General features: G+C 70.5%; 21 protein-coding genes and 1 pseudogene. 8 read left to right on the top strand and 14 right to left on the bottom strand.

Annotated elements, in window-relative coordinates; genetic code table 11:
- Positions 1-77 precede the first annotated feature (77 nt).
- On the top strand, positions 78-314 hold the full coding sequence (locus OG900_09875) for a hypothetical protein (protein ID WUH90380.1): 237 nt from the start codon (positions 78-80) through the stop codon (positions 312-314).
- A 143-nt stretch (positions 315-457) separates the two neighbouring features.
- Here OG900_09875 and OG900_09870 read toward each other — a convergent pair whose 3' ends face one another.
- The 4 genes from OG900_09870 to OG900_09855 form a co-directional block, all read right to left on the bottom strand.
- On the bottom strand, positions 458-1696 hold the full coding sequence (locus tag OG900_09870; GenBank protein WUH90379.1) for a hypothetical protein: 1239 nt from the start codon (positions 1694-1696) through the stop codon (positions 458-460).
- Positions 1697-1894: 198 nt separating this feature from the next.
- Positions 1895-2674, bottom strand: a complete 780-nt coding sequence (locus tag OG900_09865; GenBank protein WUH90378.1) for a hypothetical protein — start codon at positions 2672-2674, stop codon at positions 1895-1897.
- An 8-nt stretch (positions 2675-2682) separates the two neighbouring features.
- On the bottom strand, positions 2683-3102 hold the full coding sequence (locus OG900_09860) for a hypothetical protein (GenBank protein WUH95686.1): 420 nt from the start codon (positions 3100-3102) through the stop codon (positions 2683-2685).
- Between the two features lie 31 nt (positions 3103-3133).
- Entirely contained in the window at positions 3134-3688 is a 555-nt protein-coding gene (locus tag OG900_09855; GenBank protein ID WUH90377.1) for a hypothetical protein, read from the bottom strand.
- A gap of 101 nt (positions 3689-3789) precedes the next feature.
- On the opposite strand from OG900_09855, the gene OG900_09850 reads away from it, so the two are divergent.
- The 7 genes and pseudogenes from OG900_09850 (at position 3790) to OG900_09820 (ending at position 11932) form a co-directional block, all read left to right on the top strand.
- Positions 3790-4896, top strand: coding sequence for a tyrosine-type recombinase/integrase (locus OG900_09850; GenBank protein WUH90376.1), 1107 nt, complete (start codon positions 3790-3792; stop codon positions 4894-4896).
- Positions 4897-4905: 9 nt separating this feature from the next.
- The gene (locus OG900_09845) at positions 4906-5250 is read left to right on the top strand and encodes a helix-turn-helix transcriptional regulator (protein ID WUH90375.1); all 345 of its coding nucleotides are present in this window, start codon (positions 4906-4908) and stop codon (positions 5248-5250) included.
- A gap of 54 nt (positions 5251-5304) precedes the next feature.
- Positions 5305-7776 carry a hypothetical protein gene (locus OG900_09840; GenBank protein ID WUH90374.1) on the top strand — a complete coding sequence of 824 codons (2472 nt, stop codon included), beginning with the start codon at positions 5305-5307 and terminating at the stop codon, positions 7774-7776.
- Between the two features lie 483 nt (positions 7777-8259).
- Positions 8260-9468, top strand: coding sequence for an NACHT domain-containing protein (locus OG900_09835; protein ID WUH90373.1), 1209 nt, complete (start codon positions 8260-8262; stop codon positions 9466-9468).
- Positions 9396-10557: pseudogene (locus OG900_09830) on the top strand (IS3 family transposase). The gene OG900_09835 and the pseudogene OG900_09830 overlap by 73 nt, the downstream one beginning before the upstream one ends.
- Before the next feature lie 231 nt (positions 10558-10788).
- The gene (locus OG900_09825) at positions 10789-11748 is read left to right on the top strand and encodes a hypothetical protein (GenBank protein ID WUH90372.1); all 960 of its coding nucleotides are present in this window, start codon (positions 10789-10791) and stop codon (positions 11746-11748) included.
- 13 nt (positions 11749-11761) lie between these two features.
- Positions 11762-11932, top strand: coding sequence for a hypothetical protein (locus OG900_09820; GenBank protein ID WUH90371.1), 171 nt, complete (start codon positions 11762-11764; stop codon positions 11930-11932).
- Positions 11933-12342: 410 nt separating this feature from the next.
- Here the strand turns inward: OG900_09820 and OG900_09815 are convergent, their stop codons facing one another.
- From OG900_09815 to OG900_09770, 10 genes are all read right to left on the bottom strand, one after another.
- Positions 12343-13413 carry a hypothetical protein gene (locus OG900_09815; protein WUH90370.1) on the bottom strand — a complete coding sequence of 357 codons (1071 nt, stop codon included), beginning with the start codon at positions 13411-13413 and terminating at the stop codon, positions 12343-12345.
- A gap of 77 nt (positions 13414-13490) precedes the next feature.
- Positions 13491-14615 carry a hypothetical protein gene (locus OG900_09810; protein WUH90369.1) on the bottom strand — a complete coding sequence of 375 codons (1125 nt, stop codon included), beginning with the start codon at positions 14613-14615 and terminating at the stop codon, positions 13491-13493.
- Between the two features lie 87 nt (positions 14616-14702).
- Complete coding sequence (locus OG900_09805; protein WUH90368.1) at positions 14703-15896, bottom strand: hypothetical protein; 1194 nt, start codon at positions 15894-15896, stop codon at positions 14703-14705.
- A complete protein-coding gene (locus OG900_09800) occupies positions 15893-16684 on the bottom strand; it encodes a DUF317 domain-containing protein (protein WUH90367.1) in 792 nt (263 codons plus the stop codon). The genes OG900_09805 and OG900_09800 overlap by 4 nt, the downstream gene beginning before the upstream one ends.
- On the bottom strand, positions 16681-17184 hold the full coding sequence (locus OG900_09795) for a hypothetical protein (protein ID WUH90366.1): 504 nt from the start codon (positions 17182-17184) through the stop codon (positions 16681-16683). Before OG900_09795 ends, OG900_09800 begins: the two co-directional genes overlap by 4 nt.
- A gap of 102 nt (positions 17185-17286) precedes the next feature.
- Complete coding sequence (locus OG900_09790; GenBank protein WUH90365.1) at positions 17287-17835, bottom strand: hypothetical protein; 549 nt, start codon at positions 17833-17835, stop codon at positions 17287-17289.
- A 35-nt stretch (positions 17836-17870) separates the two neighbouring features.
- Positions 17871-18932, bottom strand: coding sequence for a hypothetical protein (locus OG900_09785; protein ID WUH90364.1), 1062 nt, complete (start codon positions 18930-18932; stop codon positions 17871-17873).
- A 207-nt stretch (positions 18933-19139) separates the two neighbouring features.
- Positions 19140-19661, bottom strand: a complete 522-nt coding sequence (locus tag OG900_09780; protein WUH90363.1) for a hypothetical protein — start codon at positions 19659-19661, stop codon at positions 19140-19142.
- Between the two features lie 232 nt (positions 19662-19893).
- Positions 19894-20406, bottom strand: coding sequence for a hypothetical protein (locus tag OG900_09775; GenBank protein ID WUH90362.1), 513 nt, complete (start codon positions 20404-20406; stop codon positions 19894-19896).
- Positions 20403-20948, bottom strand: coding sequence for a hypothetical protein (locus OG900_09770; protein WUH90361.1), 546 nt, complete (start codon positions 20946-20948; stop codon positions 20403-20405). The genes OG900_09775 and OG900_09770 overlap by 4 nt, the downstream gene beginning before the upstream one ends.
- Positions 20949-21177 lie beyond the last annotated feature (229 nt).

Genomic DNA, 21177 nt, shown 5'->3' with positions numbered 1-21177 from the left:
GTGCCGGCCGGGGCGGGCTGTGCCGCCGGGGGCGCAGGTGCCGGGTTCAGTTCGGCGTCCAGGCGAAGGACGAGGTCGTGCAGGTCGTTAGCGGCCTGCCCATAGACGCCGGCGTGGGGGTCACCGTGGTGCTGGGCCCGGTAGAAGGCGGTGGCCAGCAGCATCACGACCCGGCCCAGGACACCCTCCTCTGCGGTGGCCGTGTCGCGGAGGATCTGGCGGGTTTCGTCGGGACCGGCCGCCGCGAGGTGTTCGGCGAGCCGGTCGATCTGACGCGCGGCATCGTGGGCGAAATCAACGGTGAAGGTGCCTGACGGCAGAGGCGCTCCTTTCGGTGGAGTGGACGGAACGGGGCGGCCGGTCAGCGAACCTTCTTGAACTCTCCTTCGGAACAACGGACTTGGGGCGGCATGTCTGAACGGTTGATCACAGCCTGTGGATGAACCTGTGGACGGTCTCAGTGCTCGGACGCGGCAGCCGCGGGGGCTGGTGTGACGTGGATGTCGAGGGCGGCGCGCAGGTCGGCGACCTCCCGGTCGAGCCGGGTGAGGTCGTTGGGGCGGTAGAGGATGCGGCCGGCTCCGGTGACGGTCCCGGCGGTGGCCGGGACCTGTTCGCCGGGGCGGAGGTTGACGGTCGCGGCCAGAACACCGGGGCGCTTCTCGATGGTTTCCGCGGTGGCGGTGTGGGTGACGGTGCCGGGCGGTGCGGCGATCATGACGGCGATCAGGGCCGGGTGCCGGGGCTCCGTGGGCAGGTCGGGCCGCTTGCCGGTGGCGAGGGCGGCGAGTGTTGCGGGGACGTCGAAGCCGTACATCAGGCCGGTGAGTTCGGTGATGCAGTCGCCGCCGGGGCGGGCGGCGGCTTCTCCGACGTGGAGCCGGCCGTCGGTGGTGCGCAGGATCTCGCAGTGCACGGCGCCGGTCTGGGGGCCGAGTGCGGCGGCGGCGCGGCGGGCGAGGTCGGTGATCGCGGGGGCTTCGGGGTGGTCGGGGGGCAGGACGGTGTCGTAGGAGGCGGATCCGACGGTGCGCAGCAGCGGCTGGTCGTAGCGGCCGAGGGCCGCCAGCAGGACTTCTCCGTGGTGGGCGTACAGGTCGACGAAGGATTCGTCGGACAGGTCCAGGAAGTGCTCGACGAGGAAGCCGTCGGCGGCTTCGTGCAGGGAGTCCAGGGCGTGGCCGGCGTGAAAGCGCCCGGTGATGTCGGGAACGCGGGAGTCGAACGCGCCCGCCGTGAGGAGTTCGCCCAGGTGGTGTTCGTTGCGGACGACGAAGGTGTTCCAGGTGGCGGCGCCGGCGCGGGGCTTGACGATGACGGGCCAGCCCAGAACCTTGGCGGCGGCCGGGATCTCGTCGGCGTGGTGGACCAGCCGGTGGGCGGCGACCGGCAGCCCGGCCGCGGCGAGGGCGGTCTTCATCAGGTGCTTGTCGGTGTACCGGTACGCGGCGTTCACACTCAGGCCGGGCAGGCCCCGCAGGTGGCGCAGGTGGGCGGCGGCGACGATGCACTGCTCGTCGATCGTGGCGACCGCGCCGACCGTTGGCAGGGACGGTTCCAGGGCGGTGAGGGCGTCCAGGTCGTCCCAGTGTCGGACGGTGTGAACGGCGTGGACACCGGGCGGCGGGTGGGCGGGGCCCGGGGCGGGGGTGAGGAGGGTGACGGTGTGCCCGGCTGCCAGGAGAGCGGTCTCCATGGTGGGGTTGCCGGTGGCGAGGACGAGAACGTGCAGGGGGCGGGACCTTTCAATGCGGATCAGTGGCCGGGGTCGGCCGGTGCTATGCGGGCTGGTGTTCAGTCGGGGCGGTAATGCCCACGTGCCAGGCTGTGATGGCGGCAAGCGCCGCCTGTTCGGCGTCATCGGCGTCGTCGCCCCGAGGGTGCACCCGCAGGATCACGCGGTGCCACCTCGCCGACCGGGGGCGGTGAGCGGGGCGATGTCGAGGAGGGCGGTGATCAGGGTGCGTTCGCGGACCAGGTCGGCGTGGACGGCTGGATCACCCGCGGGTAGCGCTTCGATGGCGTCGTCGATCACGCCGAGCGCTTCCCGGTGGCGGCCGAGCTGGCGCAGTGCGCCGGCGGTGCGCATCAGCGCGACCGGCTCCGCAGTCCGAGAAAGGGACGGGAGCCCGGTGAGGTGGAGGATCCTTTCCGCGCGGCCGGGCAGCAGGTGCCCGAGCCGCAGGCCCTGGAGCACCACGTGCAGCACTTCCCGGGACTGGGCGGCGTCGTCTTCGGAGAGCAGGTCGTCGAGCATGCAGAGCCCGGCCGGCTGGGACCTGCCCAGGACGGCGAAGACGTCGTGGGCGCGGATGTAGGGGTCGGCGTGCTCGGCGCCGGGCGGGTCGAGGGCCTGGAAGACGGTGCGGATCGCCTGGCAGCGGAAGTCGAACTGGTGCGCGGTGAGGTAGAGGTGCCACCAGGTCCGGTGCTGAGGCGCGGACATGTCGGCGCCCGGTACGGGGCGGTGTTCCAGGTCTTTGAGCGTGTCGCGGCCGGTGCGGCGGGCGTGCCAGACGGCGTTGCTGCACACCTGGGCGGATTCCTGCCACGTCGCGCCGGTCAGCCGCAGCCCGCGGTTGAGCGGGCCGACCCAGTCCTCGCCCTCGGTGATCCTGCGCCTGGCTGCGGCGCGCAGCGCGTCGAGCTTCGCCGCCCGGGCTGCGACGGTCATGTGTACGGTCACCGGCTGCTGCCGAGGTCGGCGGTGTGGACGAGCTGGTCTAGCGCGGTCTGGTAGTACCAGCCGCCGTCCACGGACCTTTCGGTGTCCGGCATCCGCGGGAGGAGGGCGTCGGACAGCGCGCGGAAGAAGCCGGTGCAGTCCGGGCAGTACCGGCCGGTGTGGATCATGTAGCGGGGGTGGGCGGTGACGTAGGAGTGCTCGCCCCCGCGCGGATTGCGCAGCCGCCACCCGTCCTCATCGGTGGGGGTGTGCCAGGAGGATGCGACGACGGTCATCTCCTCGCCGACCAGCTCGCCCTTGAATGCGCCCTTGATGATCGCGACCTGGTCGCCGGGTGTGAAGTGCTGGTGGGTGATGTTGCGTTCGGGGGTGGTGGTGTCCGCCGGCGGGCGCGGCGGGGAGGGAAACGAAGTCAGCGGTACTCCTTCGGCGTGCGTGGGGCGCGGGTCAGCGGTAGGGGTTTTCGGTGGTGCGGTCGGCGTCGGTGGCGGCTGCCAGCAGCTCGGGCAGATCGCCGGCTTCGGCGTCCCTCTGGTCGATCCACCAGCCGGCCCGGTCGACCAGCCGCGCGGCCTCTTCGACCGCGGCCCACTGCTGCTCGCCGAGTTCGCCTTCGGCGACCAGGGCCTGATAGGCGGCGGTGACGAGCTGGTGGCGGCAGCGCGCGCCCCAGGCTACGGCCTTGTCGGATCCGCTCAGGGGCGGCATGTCGTACTGGGCCGCCCACGCGCCGGCGTCTGCTTGTTCCTGCTCCCGGCGGCTGGCGAGCCATTCCTGCGTGGTGGCGGCGTCGGCCTGATGTGCGGTGCGCCAGCAGTCGGTGCAGTCCCGGGCTTCCAGCCAGCGGGCGTATCCGGCGCGCTCGTCGGCCCTCCGGGTGGACAGGTCGTGTTCGATCCGGTGGCCACACTGATGATCAACGATCCAGGTCGTACGGGACCCCGGGGAATTGCGTTGGATGCGTGATCCGGTTTTGGTTGGGCTGGTGTTTTGCGGCTTCATGCCGAGTACCTCTCTTCGAAGTTGAGGCCGGTGGCCTGGGATGTTGCGCACGCGAGTGCATCTGATGCATGATTCGCGCGGCTAGTGGAGGGAGTGGAAGGGTGCTCGGAGCGGAACTGCGGGAGGCTTCAGCGCAGCTCGTGCTGCTCCAGGGCGTGTCTTTGCTGCATCCCGAGGACGCGGTCTTCGAGGCGATGACCGAAGGCTGGGGACGCCAGCAGCGCGGCGGGCGCCGACTGCAGCCGGACACGATCAGTGACCGGCAGAGCGTGGTGCGGCGCTTCGCCGAGTACACCAACGCCTATCCGTGGCAGTGGTCGGCTTCCGATCTCGACGAGTGGATGACGTACCTGATCGCCGAGTTGAAGCGGGCGGAGTCGACGATCCGCAGCTACCAGAGCGCGATCCGGATGTTCTGCGACTACATCACCTCGCCGCACTACCAGTGGCCGGCCGAGTGCGAAACCCGCTTCGGGGTCCACCCGGTGCAGATCTGCCACGAGTGGAACACCGCCGCGCACCTGTCCGACTACGAAGGCGGCGCCGAGCGGCGACCGATGACGCGCGAGGAGATCCAGCTCTTCCTCGACCACGCGGACGCCCAGGTCAACCGGTCGATCAGGCTAGGGCGCAAGGGAGCACTCGCGGCCTACCGGGACGCCACCGTGTTCAAGCTGATGTACGGCTGGGGCACACGCTGCACCGAGACCTCCCGGCTGGACATCACCGACTTCTACCGCAACCCGAAAGCCCCGGAGCTGGGCAACTTCGGTTCGCTGCACGTGCGTTACGGCAAACGGACCAAGGGTTCGCCACCGCGCCGACGCACGACGCTCAGCGTCATGCCCTGGGCAGTGGAAGCGGTCGAGGACTACGTGCTCAACGCCCGGCCCCGCTACGCGGCTGCCCCCGAACAGTCGGCGCTGTGGCTGACCGAACGCGGCGGGCGTCTGCAGGCCCGCGAGATCGAGGACCGGTTCGCGACCTACCGTGACGCGCTGGGCCTGGACAAGGCCCTGGTCCCGCACTGCCTTCGGCACAGCCACGTGACCCACCAGATCGAGGACGGCGCGGCCCCGGCATTCGTCCAGCGGCAGGTCGGCCACCGCTACGCCTCCACGACCGCGCTCTATACCGGAGTGAGCGGGGACTTCATGAACACGATGATGCGCAAGGTCTTGGACAGCGCCCTCCAGGGCGGACAGTAGGGAGACGATGTGACGCCGAGGCTGGACTACCGCTGGCATCTGCGGGAGGTGATGGCCACCCGCGGAATGTTCTCAACCACCGACCTGCGCCCCCTGCTGGCCGAACGCGGCATCGACCTGTCGCCCAGCCAGACCTACCGCCTGGTGGTGGAACGGCCTGAGCGGTTGAGCCTGAAGACCCTCATGGCCCTGGTCGACATCCTGGGCTGCAGCATGGACGAGCTCATCGAGCCCGTCGCGGCGGCCGGTACGCGACGCCGTCACAGCGCCGCGGCTGGCGGTGGACCGGAGCCCGGGAAGGACAACGGGCTCGGCGACTTCCGGCCCAAGCGGGCCCGGATCGTGCCCGAATAGGAGCCCGTCGTGCCCCACCTAGAGCTGCCACGCTTCGCTACGGAGCCCGAGGCTGTGATCAGCGAGATCGTCCGGTCAGCCGACCCCAGATGCGAGCGGATCGATGTCGCCGCCGTACTCCAGAAGGTCTTCCGCCAGCGACCCCAACTGCGGACACTCGCCGAAGTACTCCAGAACAGAGCGGACCTGCTGACGTCCGGTCGTCCCGAGGGACCACGCGCGATCGAACGGCTCATCCGGGCGCTGCGCGAGGCCGGCGCCGAGAAGCTGGTACTGCCCTGCTGTGGCGACTGCGGGCGCGAGCGTCCGCTCACCGGCCTCGGCGACGACGCACGCATCTGCGGTGCCTGCAGCAACCACCGCAATGCGCGCGCCAACCCCTGCGTGATCTGCGGAAGCACCACGCTTGCCGGACGCGACCGCGCCGGCCGGCCCCGCTGCCGGGCCCATCCGCCATGGGGCGACACAGACCCGGCCCAGGAACTGGCCAAGCTCATCGCCGACGGCCCCTTCGGCGTCTCGCCCGATGCCGCACAGCAGGCCGTCCGCTCGGTCGAACCCACCCGCCCTGGCCAGCTCCGGCTGCTTTGGATACTGGAAGACACCCCTGGCCTGCTGACCGGACGCGGCGCCGAGGGGCCACCCAAAATCTCCGCCCTCGCCCACGCTCTGATCGACCGCGGCGCCCACGGCGTAATCGTCCCCTCGTGTCCGTTCTGCCAGCGCACCACCAACCTCAAAGAGCGGCGTGACGGCCTGCGCTGCTGCGGGCCGTGCTGGCGCGACACCCAGATCGCGACCTGCGCGGCCTGCCGGCGCGAGCGACCGATCGGCGGCCGCAGGTTCGACGGCCAGCCTCTGTGCGGCACCTGCCGCCAGCACGACCCCTTCAACCACCGGCCGTGCAGTGTCTGCGGCGCGCTGCGCTTCAGGAAGTCGCGCACCGACGACGGCGGAGTCTGCGCCGCCTGCCGGGAGATACCCACCGCCATCTGCGCGACCTGCGGTGAACGGGGACCCTGCTACTTCGCTGCCACCGACGCCCCCAAGTGCCTGCCCTGCAGCGCCAAGGAGCGCGAGGAAGCTGTGTGCGCCAGCTGCGGCAAGCACCGGCGCGTCAACAACCGCACCGCCACCGGCGAGCCGCTGTGCGGAAACTGCGGCAACAAGCCCAAGCCCTGCGCCGGCTGCGGCGGGATCTTCCGCACCAGCGGCCGGACCCCCGAGGGCGAGCCCCTGTGCCAGACCTGCTGGGCCAAGCATCCCTCCGCCCACCGTCCCTGCACCGGGTGCGGGTCCGTCGAACGGCTTCACCGGCACGGACACTGCGCCGCCTGCGCGCGCTCCGCCGACCTGCGCGACGTGCTGAGCCCGCCGGCCGGTCGCATGCGTCCGGAACTGGAACCAGTCTTCCAGGCGCTGCTGAAGCCGCCACCCCGCACCGTGTTGCACTGGATTCACAAGGTTCCCGCCCGCCGTGCCGTCCTCCAGGCCCTGGCGACCGAGCGCGGGCCGGTCACCCACGGGATCCTCGACCGCTTTGCCACCGCACCAACTGTCGAGTATTTGCGGGCCGCACTGGTCGCCGCAGGAACCTTGCCCGCCCGGGACGAGCAACTGGCCCGACTGGAACGTTGGTTGGCCAAGACTATCGCCCGCGTCTCGTCCGCCGAGGAGCGCAGGATCCTGCGCAACTACACGAACTGGCAGCCCCTGCGCAGACTCCGCCGCCTGCCCGCCGGACAGCTGGTCACCCACGGCCAGGCCGAGACCGTCCGGGTTGAGATCCGTAACGTAGCCTGCCTGCTGGAATGGCTCCACGACGGCGGCGCCGCACTGGGAACCTGCACCCAGGACCAGGTGGACGCCTGGCTCAGTGACGGCCCCACCACCCGTGCCACGGTCCGCGGATTCCTGCTTTGGGCCGGCAGACGTGGCCACAGTCGGCCGCTGACCGCGCCGGTCATCAGCAACTACTTTGCTGCGCGCATCATCGGCAAGGACCAACGCTGGGCCCTGGTCCGTCACCTCGTCCACAACGACCAATTCCAGGTCGCCGACCGTGCCGCCGGTCTGCTCCTACTGCTGTTTGCCCAGCCCGTCGGCCGCATCAGCCGCCTCACCACCGAGCACGTCGTCGACCGGGGCGACACCCTCGCTCTCAAGCTCGGGCGAGTCCCCGCCGAGATTCCCGCGCCCCTGGACGACCTGATCCGCCAGCTCGTCGAGCGCCGGAACGGTCGCGCGGCCACTGTCCCGCTCGTGGAACCCAAGTGGCTGTTCCACAGCATCTACCCCGGACAGCCGATCGACCCGCACACCCTCGGCCGGCGCCTGAAGGCGATCGGCGTCCCGCCCCAGCTCGCACGCCACGCGTCGCTGATGGACATCGCCTCGGAGCTCCCCGCCGTCGTCATCAGCCGACTGCTCGGATTCCACCAGTCCACCGGAGACAACTGGACCCGCGAAAGCCAGGGTTTCGGTTCCGACTACGCCGCCGACCTGGCCCGCCGTCCCTCGCCCTAGCTAGGCTGTGCCGCGATTCCGCAACAGAGAGCGACGGGAGACGACGACGCGCGGCAGCGGGCTGGCAGGCAGTAACAGCACTGGCAGAACACCTTGCCACCCACACCCGCCCCCTGGCAGCCGTACTGAGCTGTTGAGCACGCCGCAGCCGGGCACTGCAGGTCCCGGACCGGGCAAGCATCCGGGACCCGGCCCGCTGACTCCGGGACCGGCATTCCCTCACCTCGAGCCGCACTCGGCCAGTTCCCCGGAGGAGCCCCCCGCAGGGATGCTGCCAGGCTGTGGTGCGCCGGTTGTGCGCTCTCGCGCTATCCATGGTGTCGCCGGTACGGTCGGGCGACGAGGGAAGTGGCGCTGGTTTGAGACCTCCGCCCAACCGGTTGAGCATGTACTTTCCCTCTGTTTCGGGTGGGGCAACCGATTGGACGGTCGGCAAGTGCCGGGGGGCGCGTGGTGAGAGGGGAATACCGGTCCCGAGACCGGGTGCTGGTGCTCATGCTGGGTGGTGGCACAGCAGGGGTTCTGGCCATCGTGTGGTGCTGGCTGACGGGCCGGACTTCGCTGGCCGATGCGGGAGTGAGCGCGCTGGGTCTCGTGTTCGGCCTGGCTTCTCTGGCTGTGTCGTGGTTGGCTTACCGGGGTGCGGGAGAGAGTTTCCCGGCAATCGATTCCAGTGCGTCCGTGGAAGAGTTCGCGGTGGCGGTGCGCAGCCAATGGGATGCCGAGGCGCGGGTACGGCGGCTCAATGACCCTTACCCGTTGCCGGTGTCCTGGCGTCCCGCTGACAGCGGCCTAACCGAGTCCTGGTCAGCTCTGCTTCGCTTGAACAGGGCGGCTATTCCGGCTGTTCTCGCCAGCACCGGGGACGACATCGGTGAGCTGTTCTTGCAGCGCCTGCCCGGCCGCCGTCTTATCGTGCTGGGCCAGCCCGGCTCGGGCAAGACGATGCTTCTGCTGCGGCTTGCACTGGAGCTTTTGGAGCAGCGGCCTGCTGGTGGCCCGGTTCCTGTCATTTTTGCACTGGCTTCGTGGGATCCGCACACGCAAGATCTGGAGAGCTGGATGGCCGAGCGCCTTGCGGTTGACTACCCAGCCTTCGCCGGGCCCGGCCAGTCGGTCGGCCGTGCCCAGACCCTGCTGGAACACCGGCTGGTCGTGCCGCTTTTGGACGGCCTGGACGAGTTGGCCCCACGCTCTCGTGCGGCTGCTTTGGACGCGATAAACCAGGCGCTGCCACCAGGCCGCCCGCTGGTGCTGTCCAGCCGTCTGGCCGAATACAGGACGGCACTGCGTCCCTCGTCGGGAGTTCCGGTACGTCTCAGCGGCGCGGCCGGTATTGAACTGCAGCCGGTGGACGCTGTGGCTGCGGCGGCCTACTTGCGCCGTGACGCGGGCGGCACCGGTACGGAGTCTGCTGGGCGCTGGGAGCGCGTGTGCTCCCAGCTCGGTTCCGGCGCTCCCGTCGCAGTGGCGCTATCCACCCCGTTAGCGCTCTTTCTGGCCCGGACAATCTACAACCCCCGTCCAGGAGAGGGTCCTGAACATCTCCCGGGTCTGGTGCACGATCGGGTGACGTCTGAACTGGCTTGCCCTGTGGGGCGGGTGGGAAGGATGTCGCTGTGCCCAAGCCTTATCCGGAAGAGTTCCGTCAGGACGTCGTGCGGGTCGCGAGGAACCGCGGCCCGGGCGTGACGGTCGAGCAGGTGGCCGCCGACTTCGGCGTGCACGCGATGACGCTGTTCAAGTGGATGCGCCACGCGGACATCGACGAGGGGACAAAGCCCGGAACTACCCGCCAGGAGAGTGCGGAGCTGCGGGAAGCACGGCGGCGGATCAAGCTGCTGGAACAGGAGAACGAGGTCCTTCGCCGGGCCGCGGCCTATCTGTCGCAGGCGAACCTGCCGGGAAAAGGATCTACCCGCTCGTGAAAGAGCTGGCCGCAGGCGGTACTCCCGTCACGGTCGCGTGCCGGGTCCTGAAGCTCTCCCGCCAGCCCTACTACCGCTGGCTGGACAAGCCAGTGGCCGATGCCGCGCTCGAGGAGGCGTATCGAGCGAACGCGTTGTTCGACGCCCACCGGGAGGATCCGGAGTTCGGCTATCGCTTCCTTGCCGACGAGGCCCGCGCCGGGGGAGCCGGTATGGCGGACCGGACCGCGTGGCGGATCTGCCGGGACAACCGCTGGTGGAGCGTGTTCGGCAAGAAGCGCGGCAGCGTCAAGAAGGCCGGACCGCCGGTCCACGACGACCTCGTCCGCCGCGACTTCACCGCGAGTGCGCCGAATCGGCTGTGGCTCACCGACATCACCGAACACGCCACGGGGAAGGAAAGCTGTATCTCTGCGCAGTCAAGGACGTCTTCAGCAAGAGGATCGTGGGCTACTCCATCGACTCGCGGATGAAGTCGCGCCTGGCCGTCGCAGCCCTGGCCAATGCCGTTGCCCGACGCGAGAGCGTTGCCGGGTGCGTTCTGCACAGCGATCGCGGATCGCAATTTCGCTCCCGGAAATTCGTCCGGGCGCTGGACCGCCACCAGATCGTCGGCTCGATAGGGAGGGTCGGGGCGGCAGGCGACAACGCGGCCATGGAGTCCTTCTTCAGCCTGCTGCAGAAGAACGTCCTCGACCGCCGGCAGTGGGCCACCCGCCAGGAACTGCGGATCGCCATCGTGACCTGGATCGAAAGGACCTACCACCGGCGCCGCAGGCAAGCCTCCCTCGGCCGGCTCACACCCGTCGAGTACGAGACCGTCATGACCACACCGGCCCTCCAGGCCGCGTGAACGAACCTGTCACCCAACCCTGCACCAGACCCCCCCGAGCCTGCCGAGTTGTGTGATCCGGTTCGCTTCAGCAGTGCCGAAGCCGTCCGGGTACATCTCTTCGATTGCTTCCTGACTGCGGCCTATCGCCCCCATCCCAGGCACATCTGTGCCTGGGCGCCCCCTCAGGTCGCACGGACGATGGGTTTCCTCGCCGGCCATTTGCGCCGCAGCTCCGGAGGAGCCCCTGACTTGGCGTGGTGGCAGGTGCGGCTCGCCGTCCCGCAACGGCAACTGCGGCTATTGAGCGGCGCCGTCGTGGGCATGGTTGCGTACCTATTCACCCTGCTGGTGGCGCTCGCCGGCCACGTAGCCCGCGATTCAGGTGCCATGGGAGTGGCGGAGGCACTGGACTTCATTGCGGACATCGGGTGGATGCCGCTGTTCATCTTGATGCTGCTGCCGCCTCTCGGGGAGTGGCTGGACTCTGTTCCGGACACCGTTTTGTTGCTCACCGCCGTGCCTGCAGTCCAGATAGCCATCGGCGTACTGCTCATCTGGCTGAACGGGCTGCGCGCACGGTCCGCACCCGTAGTGGGTACTCGCTGGTCCGGCGGCCGCCGAGAACTCCTCATTGCCCTGAGCGCAGCCCTGACCATTGGCATCCCCCTTGGCGTCCTGACCGAAGCAGCCATCGGCGTCATGGTGGCAACGGTCCTTGGACTGGTTACCGTTGCCATCGTCGGTTGGACATCGACCCCTACGGATCTCACCGCAATTGCCAGCCCGGCAGCGGCACTGGGCCGTGATCGGCGGGTGTTCAGGAGGCTGGCCGTTAGTACGGTGATTGCGGCGAGCTGTGTTGTTGGTCCTCTCCTCGGTGTGCTGCTGGCACTGGTCGAGGCCATGCTCAGCCCGAATGACCATACGCTGCTGAAGAATCTCGAAGATGGACTTGGCATGGGTTTCCTTCTCGGCTTCTGGAGCAGCATCCTCTTCGGCCCGGCCGCCGCACTGACCCGTACCGCGTCCGGACCGTTCCATCTGGCGCGCTACTACCTCATGCTGCGCCACCGCCTGCCGCGCGATCTCATGGCCTTTATGGAGGACGCCCACACCCACCACGGCGTTTTCCGCCAAGTCGGCAGCTTGTACCAGTTCCGCCATCTCGACCTGCAGCACCACCTCGAGAGGCGTGAGGACGGTCAGTAGAACTTTAAGGTCGTTGACGATCACCGCGACCGCCCTGCGGCGCCACTTGATCTTCCGGCCCGGTGCCATTGTGGCCGGGCACGGCTACCTCGGCACCATCCCCGACGACCAGCCGGTGTTAGCGATCCGGCTGGTCGTCGACGCACGTTTCACCCGCCAGACGCCTCCTGGCACGTCGTACTGAGCCGTTGAGCACGCCGCAGCCGACCACCTGCAGATCCCGGACCGGCAAGCATTCCGCAACTTCGGATAGCCGTGCTTACCGACAACGGTCAAGCCGATTCTCCTTGCGAAGTGGGTGTGGGGTTCATGGGCTGTCGGGGGGCGATCAGCAACGCGTAAGCCTCGGTCGATGTGCCGGGCGCGGTGAGGGCCCCGGCGGTGAGGAACGCGCCGGCGACCCGGGTCTGGCCGTCTCGGTCGACGGGGCGGCCGAGGTGCGGCGGGGGCGAACGAGCAGAGCGCGCACGGTGCCCTGCCACGCGCTGGTGTGCCGCCGTCGTGCTGGACGAGAGGCAGGATCGTCGGCGGCCACGCCGTTGAGTAGGCGGCCGAGCAGTGTCCCGGCCGGCAGACGAACGGCAGAGCGGACTTTCATGATCGCGCCCGGGGCGGGGTCGGCGACGCCGCGTGAATACCGGTGGCCGGCGGGGTCTTCGGTACCGAGGCGAGCGCGGCGCCGGCAGTGGATCCTGCGGCTTTGACCGCACCGGGGCGGATTCGTAGCGGGTGCGCGGTGTGGCGGTCGGCCAAGGCGTCGCGCAGTATCCGGATCTCCAGGAAGGAGACGGTCAGTGCTCGGGCGACTCGGCGCAGGTCGTCGGCATGGAGCGGATCGACCGGGTGGGCGAGGCCCTCCCACCACCCGGCTGTGGCGTTGAGGACCTCGGTGATGCGGTCCAGGGCGCCGTTGCCGGGCGCGGTCAGCTCGCTCAGCGACGTGACCACCTGGCGGGTGTGGTCCGCGCGAGCGATGGACCGGGCCAGATCGGCGAGGTGGTCGCCGAGGTGCACTCGGTGATCGGCCTGGGGTGGAGCATCGGGGGCGAGCAGAGCGGCATCGCAGGCGACGGCGATGCCGGCGGCCCGCAGGGCGTCGTAGGCGCGGGTCACGGTGCGGCGTTGCTCAGCGGGGTCGGTCATGGCGGCCGGGAGGTGGTGGAGTCGGCCGCGGTCGGTGACCTCGGCGACGAAGCCGGCGCGGTGAAGGATCGCGTCCGCGGCGTTGAACCGGGCGAAGGTGGCTATCGGGCTGCGGGGTGGTATGCCGAGCTGGTCCAGGAAGGTCTCGATGGCGGCAAGGAGCGGCGGGACATCTCCGTGATGCTGCGCGTGCGGTCCACCGGGTTCGGAGTTGTACACCACGCTGTGAACTGCCGTGTCGTAGGGGTGGCTTCGGGTGACGAGCCAGCTGGGCGGGCGGCCGGGCGGGTGTTCGGCCGGCGGTTCCTGCGGCGGGGAGATGACCAGCGTGCTGCGGTCGTGCAGTTCCGCGCACACGATGTAGGCGCTCAGTCCGTATTCGACCGTGCAGACCAACCCGCGCCGGCGCAGCGGGGTGGTGATGTGAGCGTATCCGTGCTCCTGGCCGGGGGCGCGGTCCGCCCGGTCGAAGGGTCCGCTGGTGCGGGCGGTGACCCGCCCGCCTGGGCGTGAGATGGTCACCGCTATCTGGTCGGTATCCGGTTGCGTGCCGCCTTTCTGGAGGAATCGCCTGGTGGTTGCGGGGCCGGGCGGAGTGGTCATGTCCTGCGCGGGCCGGCCGCGGGCGCGTTGCCGGCTGCCTGGGGTGGCACGGTGGTCTGCAGCGCCGGACCGGGCGGCAGGGCCACGTGCCGCGGGTACGGAACGCGGTACGGCGGCAGGACTGCGACCTGTGCGCCGAGTTCTTCACCGGCCGCTGCGAGTTCCCGGGTGAGGGTGTCGGCCTGGGCGGGGAGCACGGTCAGGCGGGCGGCGGTCTTGTGGCCCTGAGCGGTGTCGAGGGCGTCGGCGAACTCCGCGCACGCGCGGAGGAAGCCGGCGAGTTGCAGAAGCGGTCCGCGCTGGCGGTTGTCGCTGTCCACGGCTGCGGCGATGGAGCGGGAGACGTCTCCGGTGTGCGCGGAGGTGATGACGTCCTGGATGAGGTCACCGAGGTCGCCCTCGGGCTGGGGCTGGGGCTGCTCGTTGCGCCAGGGCGCGTCGGGTCGCAGCACTCCGGCGGGAACCGGAGGCGGGCTGGCCCGGCCCGCTTCGTACTCGGTTTCGTACCGTCCCAGGGCGGTGATGTCGCCGCCGGGGCCTTCGGCCAGGGCCAGGACGGTGGAGTCGTCGTGCCCGGTGAGGTAGGCCAGGGTGATGCGGCGGCCGGCCGCGTCGTACCAGGACTCGAACGGCTCCAGCTCCCCCCGGTCTCGGGCATCCAGTACCAGTGCGGTCAACTGCTCCCGTTCGGCCGCGGGCAGTACCGGGACGTCGGCGGCGCGGTGCTGGCCGGCCAGGTCGCGGACAATCAGCGAGTGCTCGGCCCAGGTGGTCAGGTACGGCCAGAGCTGCGCGCGCATGCGCACCTGGTAGCCGGTGCCGGCCGCAGGGCCGGCGTCGAGGTGGTGGTGGATGCGTTCGGTGGCGTGGTCCAGGTCGTCCAGCAGCAGCCGCCACCCGGCGTGGTGACCGGCGGGCGGCATCGCGTCGAGCCCTTGCCGGACGAGGTGGAGCAGGCTGGTGGTGTGCGGGAGCAGATGGGTGGTGAAGGCGTCGGTCACCTGGCGGTTGCGGTGCTCGACAGCCCTGCGGGCGGCTGCCGGCTCGGTGATCTCCCCGTAGGCCCAGGGCAGTTGCCGAAGGGCGGTGGTGCAGGCGAGGTGTTCGACGTGATAGCGCACCGCGAAGCCGGTGAGGTGGTCCAGCAGTTCGGGTGCCGGGGTCGGATCTGCGGGGATGCGGTGCCCTTCATCGGTGGGTGGGTGTGGTCAGGAGGCGGTGCCGCGGCGTCTGCCGGGCGGCCCGGCTGGAGGGGCTGGTGGAAGTGCGCGCGGTATCACCGACGGTTCACCGGTCGGTGGGTGCCGGTGGGCGAGGTCGACCAGGGCCGGGCCGTGTTCGAGCCAGGCGGCCAGCGCCGGGCCGGCTTGCGCGTTGCGGGCGGCGACCGCCTCGGCGTAGGTCTCGTCGGCGGGCGGCAGGTCAGGTCGGACAGGGGTGTACCTGAGCGCGGCCGTCCACGAGTCACGGACGTTCTCGCCGTGTCGCAGCGCCTCGCGCAGCCCGGCCAGGGCGGCGTGCTCCTCGCGCGTGAGGAGGGCGGTCTGCAGGTGGTCCAACAGGGCCTGCCCGTGGACGAGGAAGGGCAGGAAGTCGCTCCAGGTGTCCTCGCGGTGCCGGTGTTCGAGGCGGTCCCGGTCATTCGCGTCGGGCTCTGGGCCGGGGTTGACCTCGGCATGTCCCTCGCCGCGGACCGGTGGGCGGGCGGTCCCGGTGTTCAGTGCGTGCGCGAGGTGGGTGGCGACCTCCTGGGCGCGCCGCTGGTAAACGGCGGCTCGGTAGGCGGGCAGGAGCCGGCCGGTGATCGCATGGGCTGCAATGGCGGGGTCGGTGGTGGTGGTGATCGAGTGCGGCCCACCGGGATCCTCGCGCGGCGGCGGGAGGAGGTCGGCATGGACGAAGGCGCCGATCAGGAGCTCGTCGCTGTGGCCGGGCCTGTCGGCCATGAGGAGTTCGGTGCCCCGGCCATCGGCCAGAACGGCCGCGTGGGGGACACGGTCGGAGCGCAGTGCGGTCGCCAGCGCCCCTGCGTCCCACAGTGTCCCGTCCAGGTCGGCCTGCCAGACCGGCAGGGCGTAGACCTCGATCCTCGTGTGCCACTGTCCGGGCAGCAGGGCGGCGATGCGGGTGGCGGTGTCGCCCAGCCAGGCCCGGCTGCTGGCGGTCAGCGTCATGTCCTGGTCGGCGGTCAGCCGGGTCAGGGCGGTCAGCGCCCGCCGTGCTGTGTCCGCGTCCGCAGTGGACAGGGTGCTGGTGCCGTCCTCGCGCCGGGTGAACCCGGCGGTCGTCAGGAGCGTGTCCGCCTCTTGGTAGCGGGTGCCGCTGGTGACGGCGACGATACCCACCCGGGTGCTGAACGCCAGGGTGATCCGGGTCCCGGCCGGCAGCGTCTTGCCGCTCACCGGCCCCCCGGCCCGCGGTTGCGTCCCCACCCGCCGGCTGGGCCCGGTGGAATCGGGGTGCCCTGTGTGATGGTGGTGCGGTTCGTGGTGAGCAGGGGCAGCAGGTCGGGCCGAAGGAAGCTGTCAACGGGGCGGGTGACCGGTTCGGGGGCCAGGAGGGTGGTGAGGAAGGCGCCGGTGACCGGTGCCGGGATGTCGTGGGAGAACCCGGCCCACCAGATCACCTCCGTGCCCTCGGGGGCACGGAGGGTGGCGGCGGCCATCATGAGGGTGTCCTCGCCGCCGGCGAGCAGCGGCGCTGTGGAGTCCCGGTCGCGCAGGAGCACCATGGCGCGGGTGCCGCGGTGGCGGGTCTCCCATTCCACCAGGTTGGGGTCGGCGTGGTAGTCCCAGCCGGGGATGCCGGGTCCGGGCAGGGCGACGAGGCGGCCGTCGCGCGGCAGGTTGTAGATCACGTAGTCGGGGTCGCGCAGCAGCTCGGCTGTGAGGACGGTGGTCATCGCGGCGAGGAACTCCACCGGCAGGTCGCCGCCGAGGGTGGCCTTCCACCGCTCTGGCCGGGCGGGGTGGGTGCGGGCGCTGAGGAACAGGTGCGCGGCATCCGGGTTGTCGGGGCGGTCGGCGTGCACGGTCACCAGTCCGCACGGGCTGGTCGCGGTTGTGGTCAGCGCGGTGGCCTGCAGCGTCCACGCCGCGGTCTTCGCCAGGTGTGCCAGGTGGGCGTGGTGGTCCTCGACCGAGCTGGTGGCCAGGTAGCGCGGGGCGATGCTCAGAGCGGCCTTGTTCACCGGCGGGCTCCCGCGCTGGTCGGTGCGGGTGCGGGTGCGGGTGCGGGCGTCGGGACGCCGGCGAAGAGGGCGGCCGGTGTGAGGTGGTGCGGTGAGGGGGGCGGGCCCAGCAGGGCGGTGAACGCGGCGTAGTACGCCGGCAGCAGCCGGGAGCGGACCTGGTGAGCGGCCTTGGCGGGGTGGGAGGGCACGGCGATCCCGTGCGGGGTCAGCGGTACGTCGTCGCGTCCGGTGATGTCGATGCCCAGTGGGTGCAGGGCGCCGACGAAGAACTGGCCGGGCCTGGTCGGGCGGTCGATGATCAGGAGCTGGGTGAAGTCGTTCGCGGTCAGCAGCGCCCCGCGGGTCAGGTGGTAGGTGAAGACCACGTGGTCCATGGCGGCGTGGTCCCACAGGAAGTCCGTCAGCCGCCGACGTTCGGCCTGGTCGGACCAGTCCAGATCCGAGCTGGTCCAGGTGCCGGGAAGCCGGTCGGCGAGCGCGGTGGCGAGGCGGGACATGCCGTCGACCGGCGGGCCCGGCGGTCCCTCGGGTGACGGCGTGGGCGGGGTGTCGGGGGTGGCCGAGGTGGTTCTCCTCTTCGTTCGGAGCGAGAGTCGGGGTCAGCGGCGGGGGCCTGCGTGCGGGACGGATACCGGTTCTGGGAGCGGCGGGATGCGGGCCCCGGGCGGTGCGGGCGGGCGGGCCGGCGGCGGTACGGCGGGACCGGACCGGGCAGCGGCTATGCGGGTGCGGTGGTAGGCGCGGCGGGCCGTGTCGTCCACGAAGCGCACGAGTTCGTCGGCCAGCGCGTCGAGCTGATCGGCCAGGCCCTGGTAGTGGAGGCTGGTCGTCCGGTCGCCGCGCTCGTCGTACCAGTTGGCGAGTGATTCCAGGAACTGGTGGAGCCGGGAGAGCGCACCGTCGTTCTCCAGGACGGCGCCGGCGATGCCGTGAAGCTCACTTTCGGTGCCTGCCCGGCCCAGCAGGCCGGTCCAGCCCGTGATGCTCCGGCCCGACGGCGGGAGTTCGGCTGCGTCGATCAGTGGTTCGGCGGCTGCGCCGTCCCAGCGGGAGAGGTCGTCCGCAGTGGGGGTGCCGGTGTTGTAGGCGCGGATCTGGTCGGTGGAGCGGCCTGTGTTGTCGTAGAGCTCGAAGTCGGGGTTGGGCATCAGCGCCTGCTCCTCGGGGCGTGTCGAGGTGGAGGTCAGACGCTGGTCGTGCGGCCTGCGGGCGGGCCGTCGGCGGCGGTGATCTCACAGGAGTAGCTGAGGAGCTGTGCTTTGGCGTTCGCGCTCGGAATCAGGGCGGCGTCCGCGCAGGTGAAGGTGGCGGTGATCGCCTGCCGGGGAGTTGTGCCCAGCCAGGCCCTCGTGCTGGGACCGGAGATGATCTGCCAGCCTCGGTAGACAGTGTCGGTCTGGGTGTGTGCGTGGGCGAACAGCACCAGTGCCCCGCCGCCGGTGGTCTTCAGGGCGTAGGCGTCGGTCCACGGGTTGTCGGCGGCGGCGAAGGCGGTGGTGCCCTTCGCGCCGAGGTGGTGGATGTCCTTGGTGTGGACGCTGATCTGCCGCTGGCTGGCCGCGGTGGGGGTGAGGTACTTTGTGCCGGTGTATACCCCTCCGGCGGCGAAGTTGTCGACGACCGCCGCCCGGATCCGTCCGGCGTCGACTGCCGGCTGGCTGCCGTCGGCGGCGACCGCGGTTGCGTAGCCGTCGGCGTCCAGTTCGACAGGCGGAAGCGGGGCCCCGTCGAGATCGGAGGCGAGAACCATCTGCCAGCTCTGGTCGCTCTGCTCGGCGAAGACGACCAGCAGTTGGTCCTTGCTGGTCACGGCGACGGCGGCGGCCCACCACCGCTTCGCGCCTGGCGGGAACTTCGGGATGTACAGGTGCGTGCCGGCCGCGTCGTAGAGCCACGGCTGGTATGGGGTGCGGTCCTTGGCCGGTATTCCGCTGTCCCGCTTGTAGCCGCCCTGGGACATTGCGTACAGGGGGCCGTCTTCGACGGTGTCCGCGAGCGCGGGGCTGATGGCGGCGTCGGCCTGGTTCTTGACCTGCATGTAGTGCTCGACTGTGGCCAGCGCGGCCTGGTGGGAGATGGCGGGCGCTGCGGTGGCGTGCGGCGGCGGAGTCGTGCTGCGGGTGGTCCGGTGGGGAGCCGGGGCGTTGCTGGTGGTGCTGGTGCAGGCGGCCGCGGTGATGGCCAGGAAGGCTGCGGCGGTCGCGGTGAGGGTCAGGCGGGTGATGCGGGAAATGGGCTGCTCCAAAAGCGGTTCAGGGTGACGGCGGGTACGTGGGGGGACGAAGTCCGGCCGGGCGCCGGTATGCCGGCGTGTTCAGCGACGGCGCGAGGACGGCACCGGGGGTGCGCGGGCAGACCCGGCAGGGCGCTGGTAGCTGAGCTGGCTGCAGGGCAGACCGCCACGGGCAGGACGAGCGTTGGAGGTCCTGGGGGTCCGTGACCTGGGGGCGGCTCAGCGGTGGGAGGACCGGCGCACTGGGGGCGGTCCGGCCGGGGTGGTGCGAGTGGCGGTCAGGGCCGGCGGAGGCTGCGGTGCGGCCAGCGGAATGGGCAGATCCCGCCCCCAGAGGTGTGGCTCGTCGCTGAACGACACGAGCGGATCGGTGGTCCAGCCGACGACGGGGCCGCGGCTGTCGACGGTGAGGCTGACGACCTCGATGCCCAGCGGGTGCAGGACGTAGGCCCATTGCAGGTCGCTGTCGCGGGCCGTCGACTCATCGACGACCATGCGCCGCGGCGGCCTGCCGTCGGCTGTGAAGACGTTCGCCATCAGTCTGCCCGGCCCAAGCTGATCGGCGCTCAGCACGGCGCGCAGGTCGGCAGGGGCGCCGTCGAGGAGATCGTCGCCGAGGTCGTCCCACCCGACCGCGTCGATATCGATCAGATAGCGGCTCAGCGCTTCGGTGTCGCGGGCGAAACGGTACTGGTGTGCGGCCAGCAGCAGCGGCAGGCGGGTACTGGGGTAGCCGTCCATGTGGACGTAGATGCCTCGGTACCCGGTGTCGGTGGGACGGGCGATGCAGGATCGGGTGGCCAGCTGAGCCTCCTGGAGGCAGGTCGAGTTGAGCCAGGCGGCGCGGTCAGCGGACCGGGCGGGGCTGCGTGTCGCCGCCCAGGGACAGGGCCGGCTGCAGTGCGGGGCCGGGGCCGGTGGTGGTCACGGCGCCCCGGGCTCGGGACAGCCCCCGGCCGTAGGTAGGGCGGGGCTACTCCTCGTCAGCTTCCAGGTCGGCGGTCTGGCCGGGTTCGTTGACGTAGCCGAAGACGATCCGTTCGAGGTCGCCGAGGAGCTCGAGTCCGGGGTGGCTGCGGAAGGCGTCGATGCGCTGGTCGATGTAGTCCTGGACCTCGTTGTCCGCCGCGTCGGTCCGTGACCGGTTGCGTCTGGACAGCCGGCTCCACGCCAGCAGGTCGGAGTCGGTGGCACGGTCCATCCACACCCAGGTGCCGTTTCCCAGTTTCACGATGTCGCGGGGATGGAAGAGGGTGCCGGTCCGCCTGCGGCGGGGGTTGCGGTGTTCGCCGAATCCCGTGACGAGACTCTCGGCGAGCTTGTCCAGAGCCGCGGCGTGGACGTGCGGGTCGAGGTCGGCGTGTGCGAGCTGCTCGCGTACCGCGTCGGTGAGGTGGCGTTTGTGGAACCTGCCTTCGGCGTCGGTGAGCGCGAGCGCGGTCTGCTCGACGATCTGCCGCAGGCGCAGGTCGGCTGTGGTCGTCACGGCAGGTCACGCTCCCGCCAGACCTGGTCCATCTCGGTCAGCGCGGTCATGGCGTGCGCGATGACCGCGCGCGTGATCGGCGGGCCGGCGGCGTATGCGGGGTCGTAGCGGCTGAACGTCCTGGTGCCGCGGGCGTTGGCCAGGGGCGGGAGGAGTTCGTCGAGCAGGCGGGTGGCCGTTTGGCGCTGGCGTTTTTCCTCCTCGACGCGCTCGGTGCGCTCGGCCCACGCGCCGGCCAGCGTCAGGTGGCCTTCGACCACACGGTCGGCCAGTTCGGGGTCTTCTTTGCGAAGGCGTGCGAGCTGGACCTCGGCGGAACTTGCCTTGGCCTTGTTCTCCCGGGCGATGGCGTATGCCTCGTCCATGCCCATGGAGCCGTTGATCACTGAGTCCACCAGATCCGCCGCATGTTGCAGCACGACGTTTGCCTGGCTTATCCGTCCCAGGGACAGTCCGGTCTGTTCAGAAACTGAGCGGGTGGTCTGCTCAGAGTCTGAGCGGTGCTGCTGTTCAGATCCTGAACGGGCCTTGGCGGAGATCATGGCCGCTTGGCCCCGGGTGAGGTTGCGGCGCCGGAGATTGGCCGACAGGACGTAGCCGCTTGGATCGCTGCCGTCGTAGGTGACGAAGACCGGCTCGACGGCGGCGATGTCGCACGCTCTGAGTCTGCCGCGTCCGTCCAGGACACGGCCTTGGGGATCGAGGACGATGGGGTGGAGCAGCCCGCGTTCTTTGACGTCGTCGGCGAGCGCATGCAGTTCGTCCTCGTCG

The organism is Streptomyces sp. NBC_00433 (assembly GCA_036015235.1).
GTDB lineage: Bacteria > Actinomycetota > Actinomycetes > Streptomycetales > Streptomycetaceae > Actinacidiphila.
The sequence above is the reverse complement of the archived record's forward strand: the minus strand, read 5'-3'. Positions and strand labels throughout refer to the sequence as shown.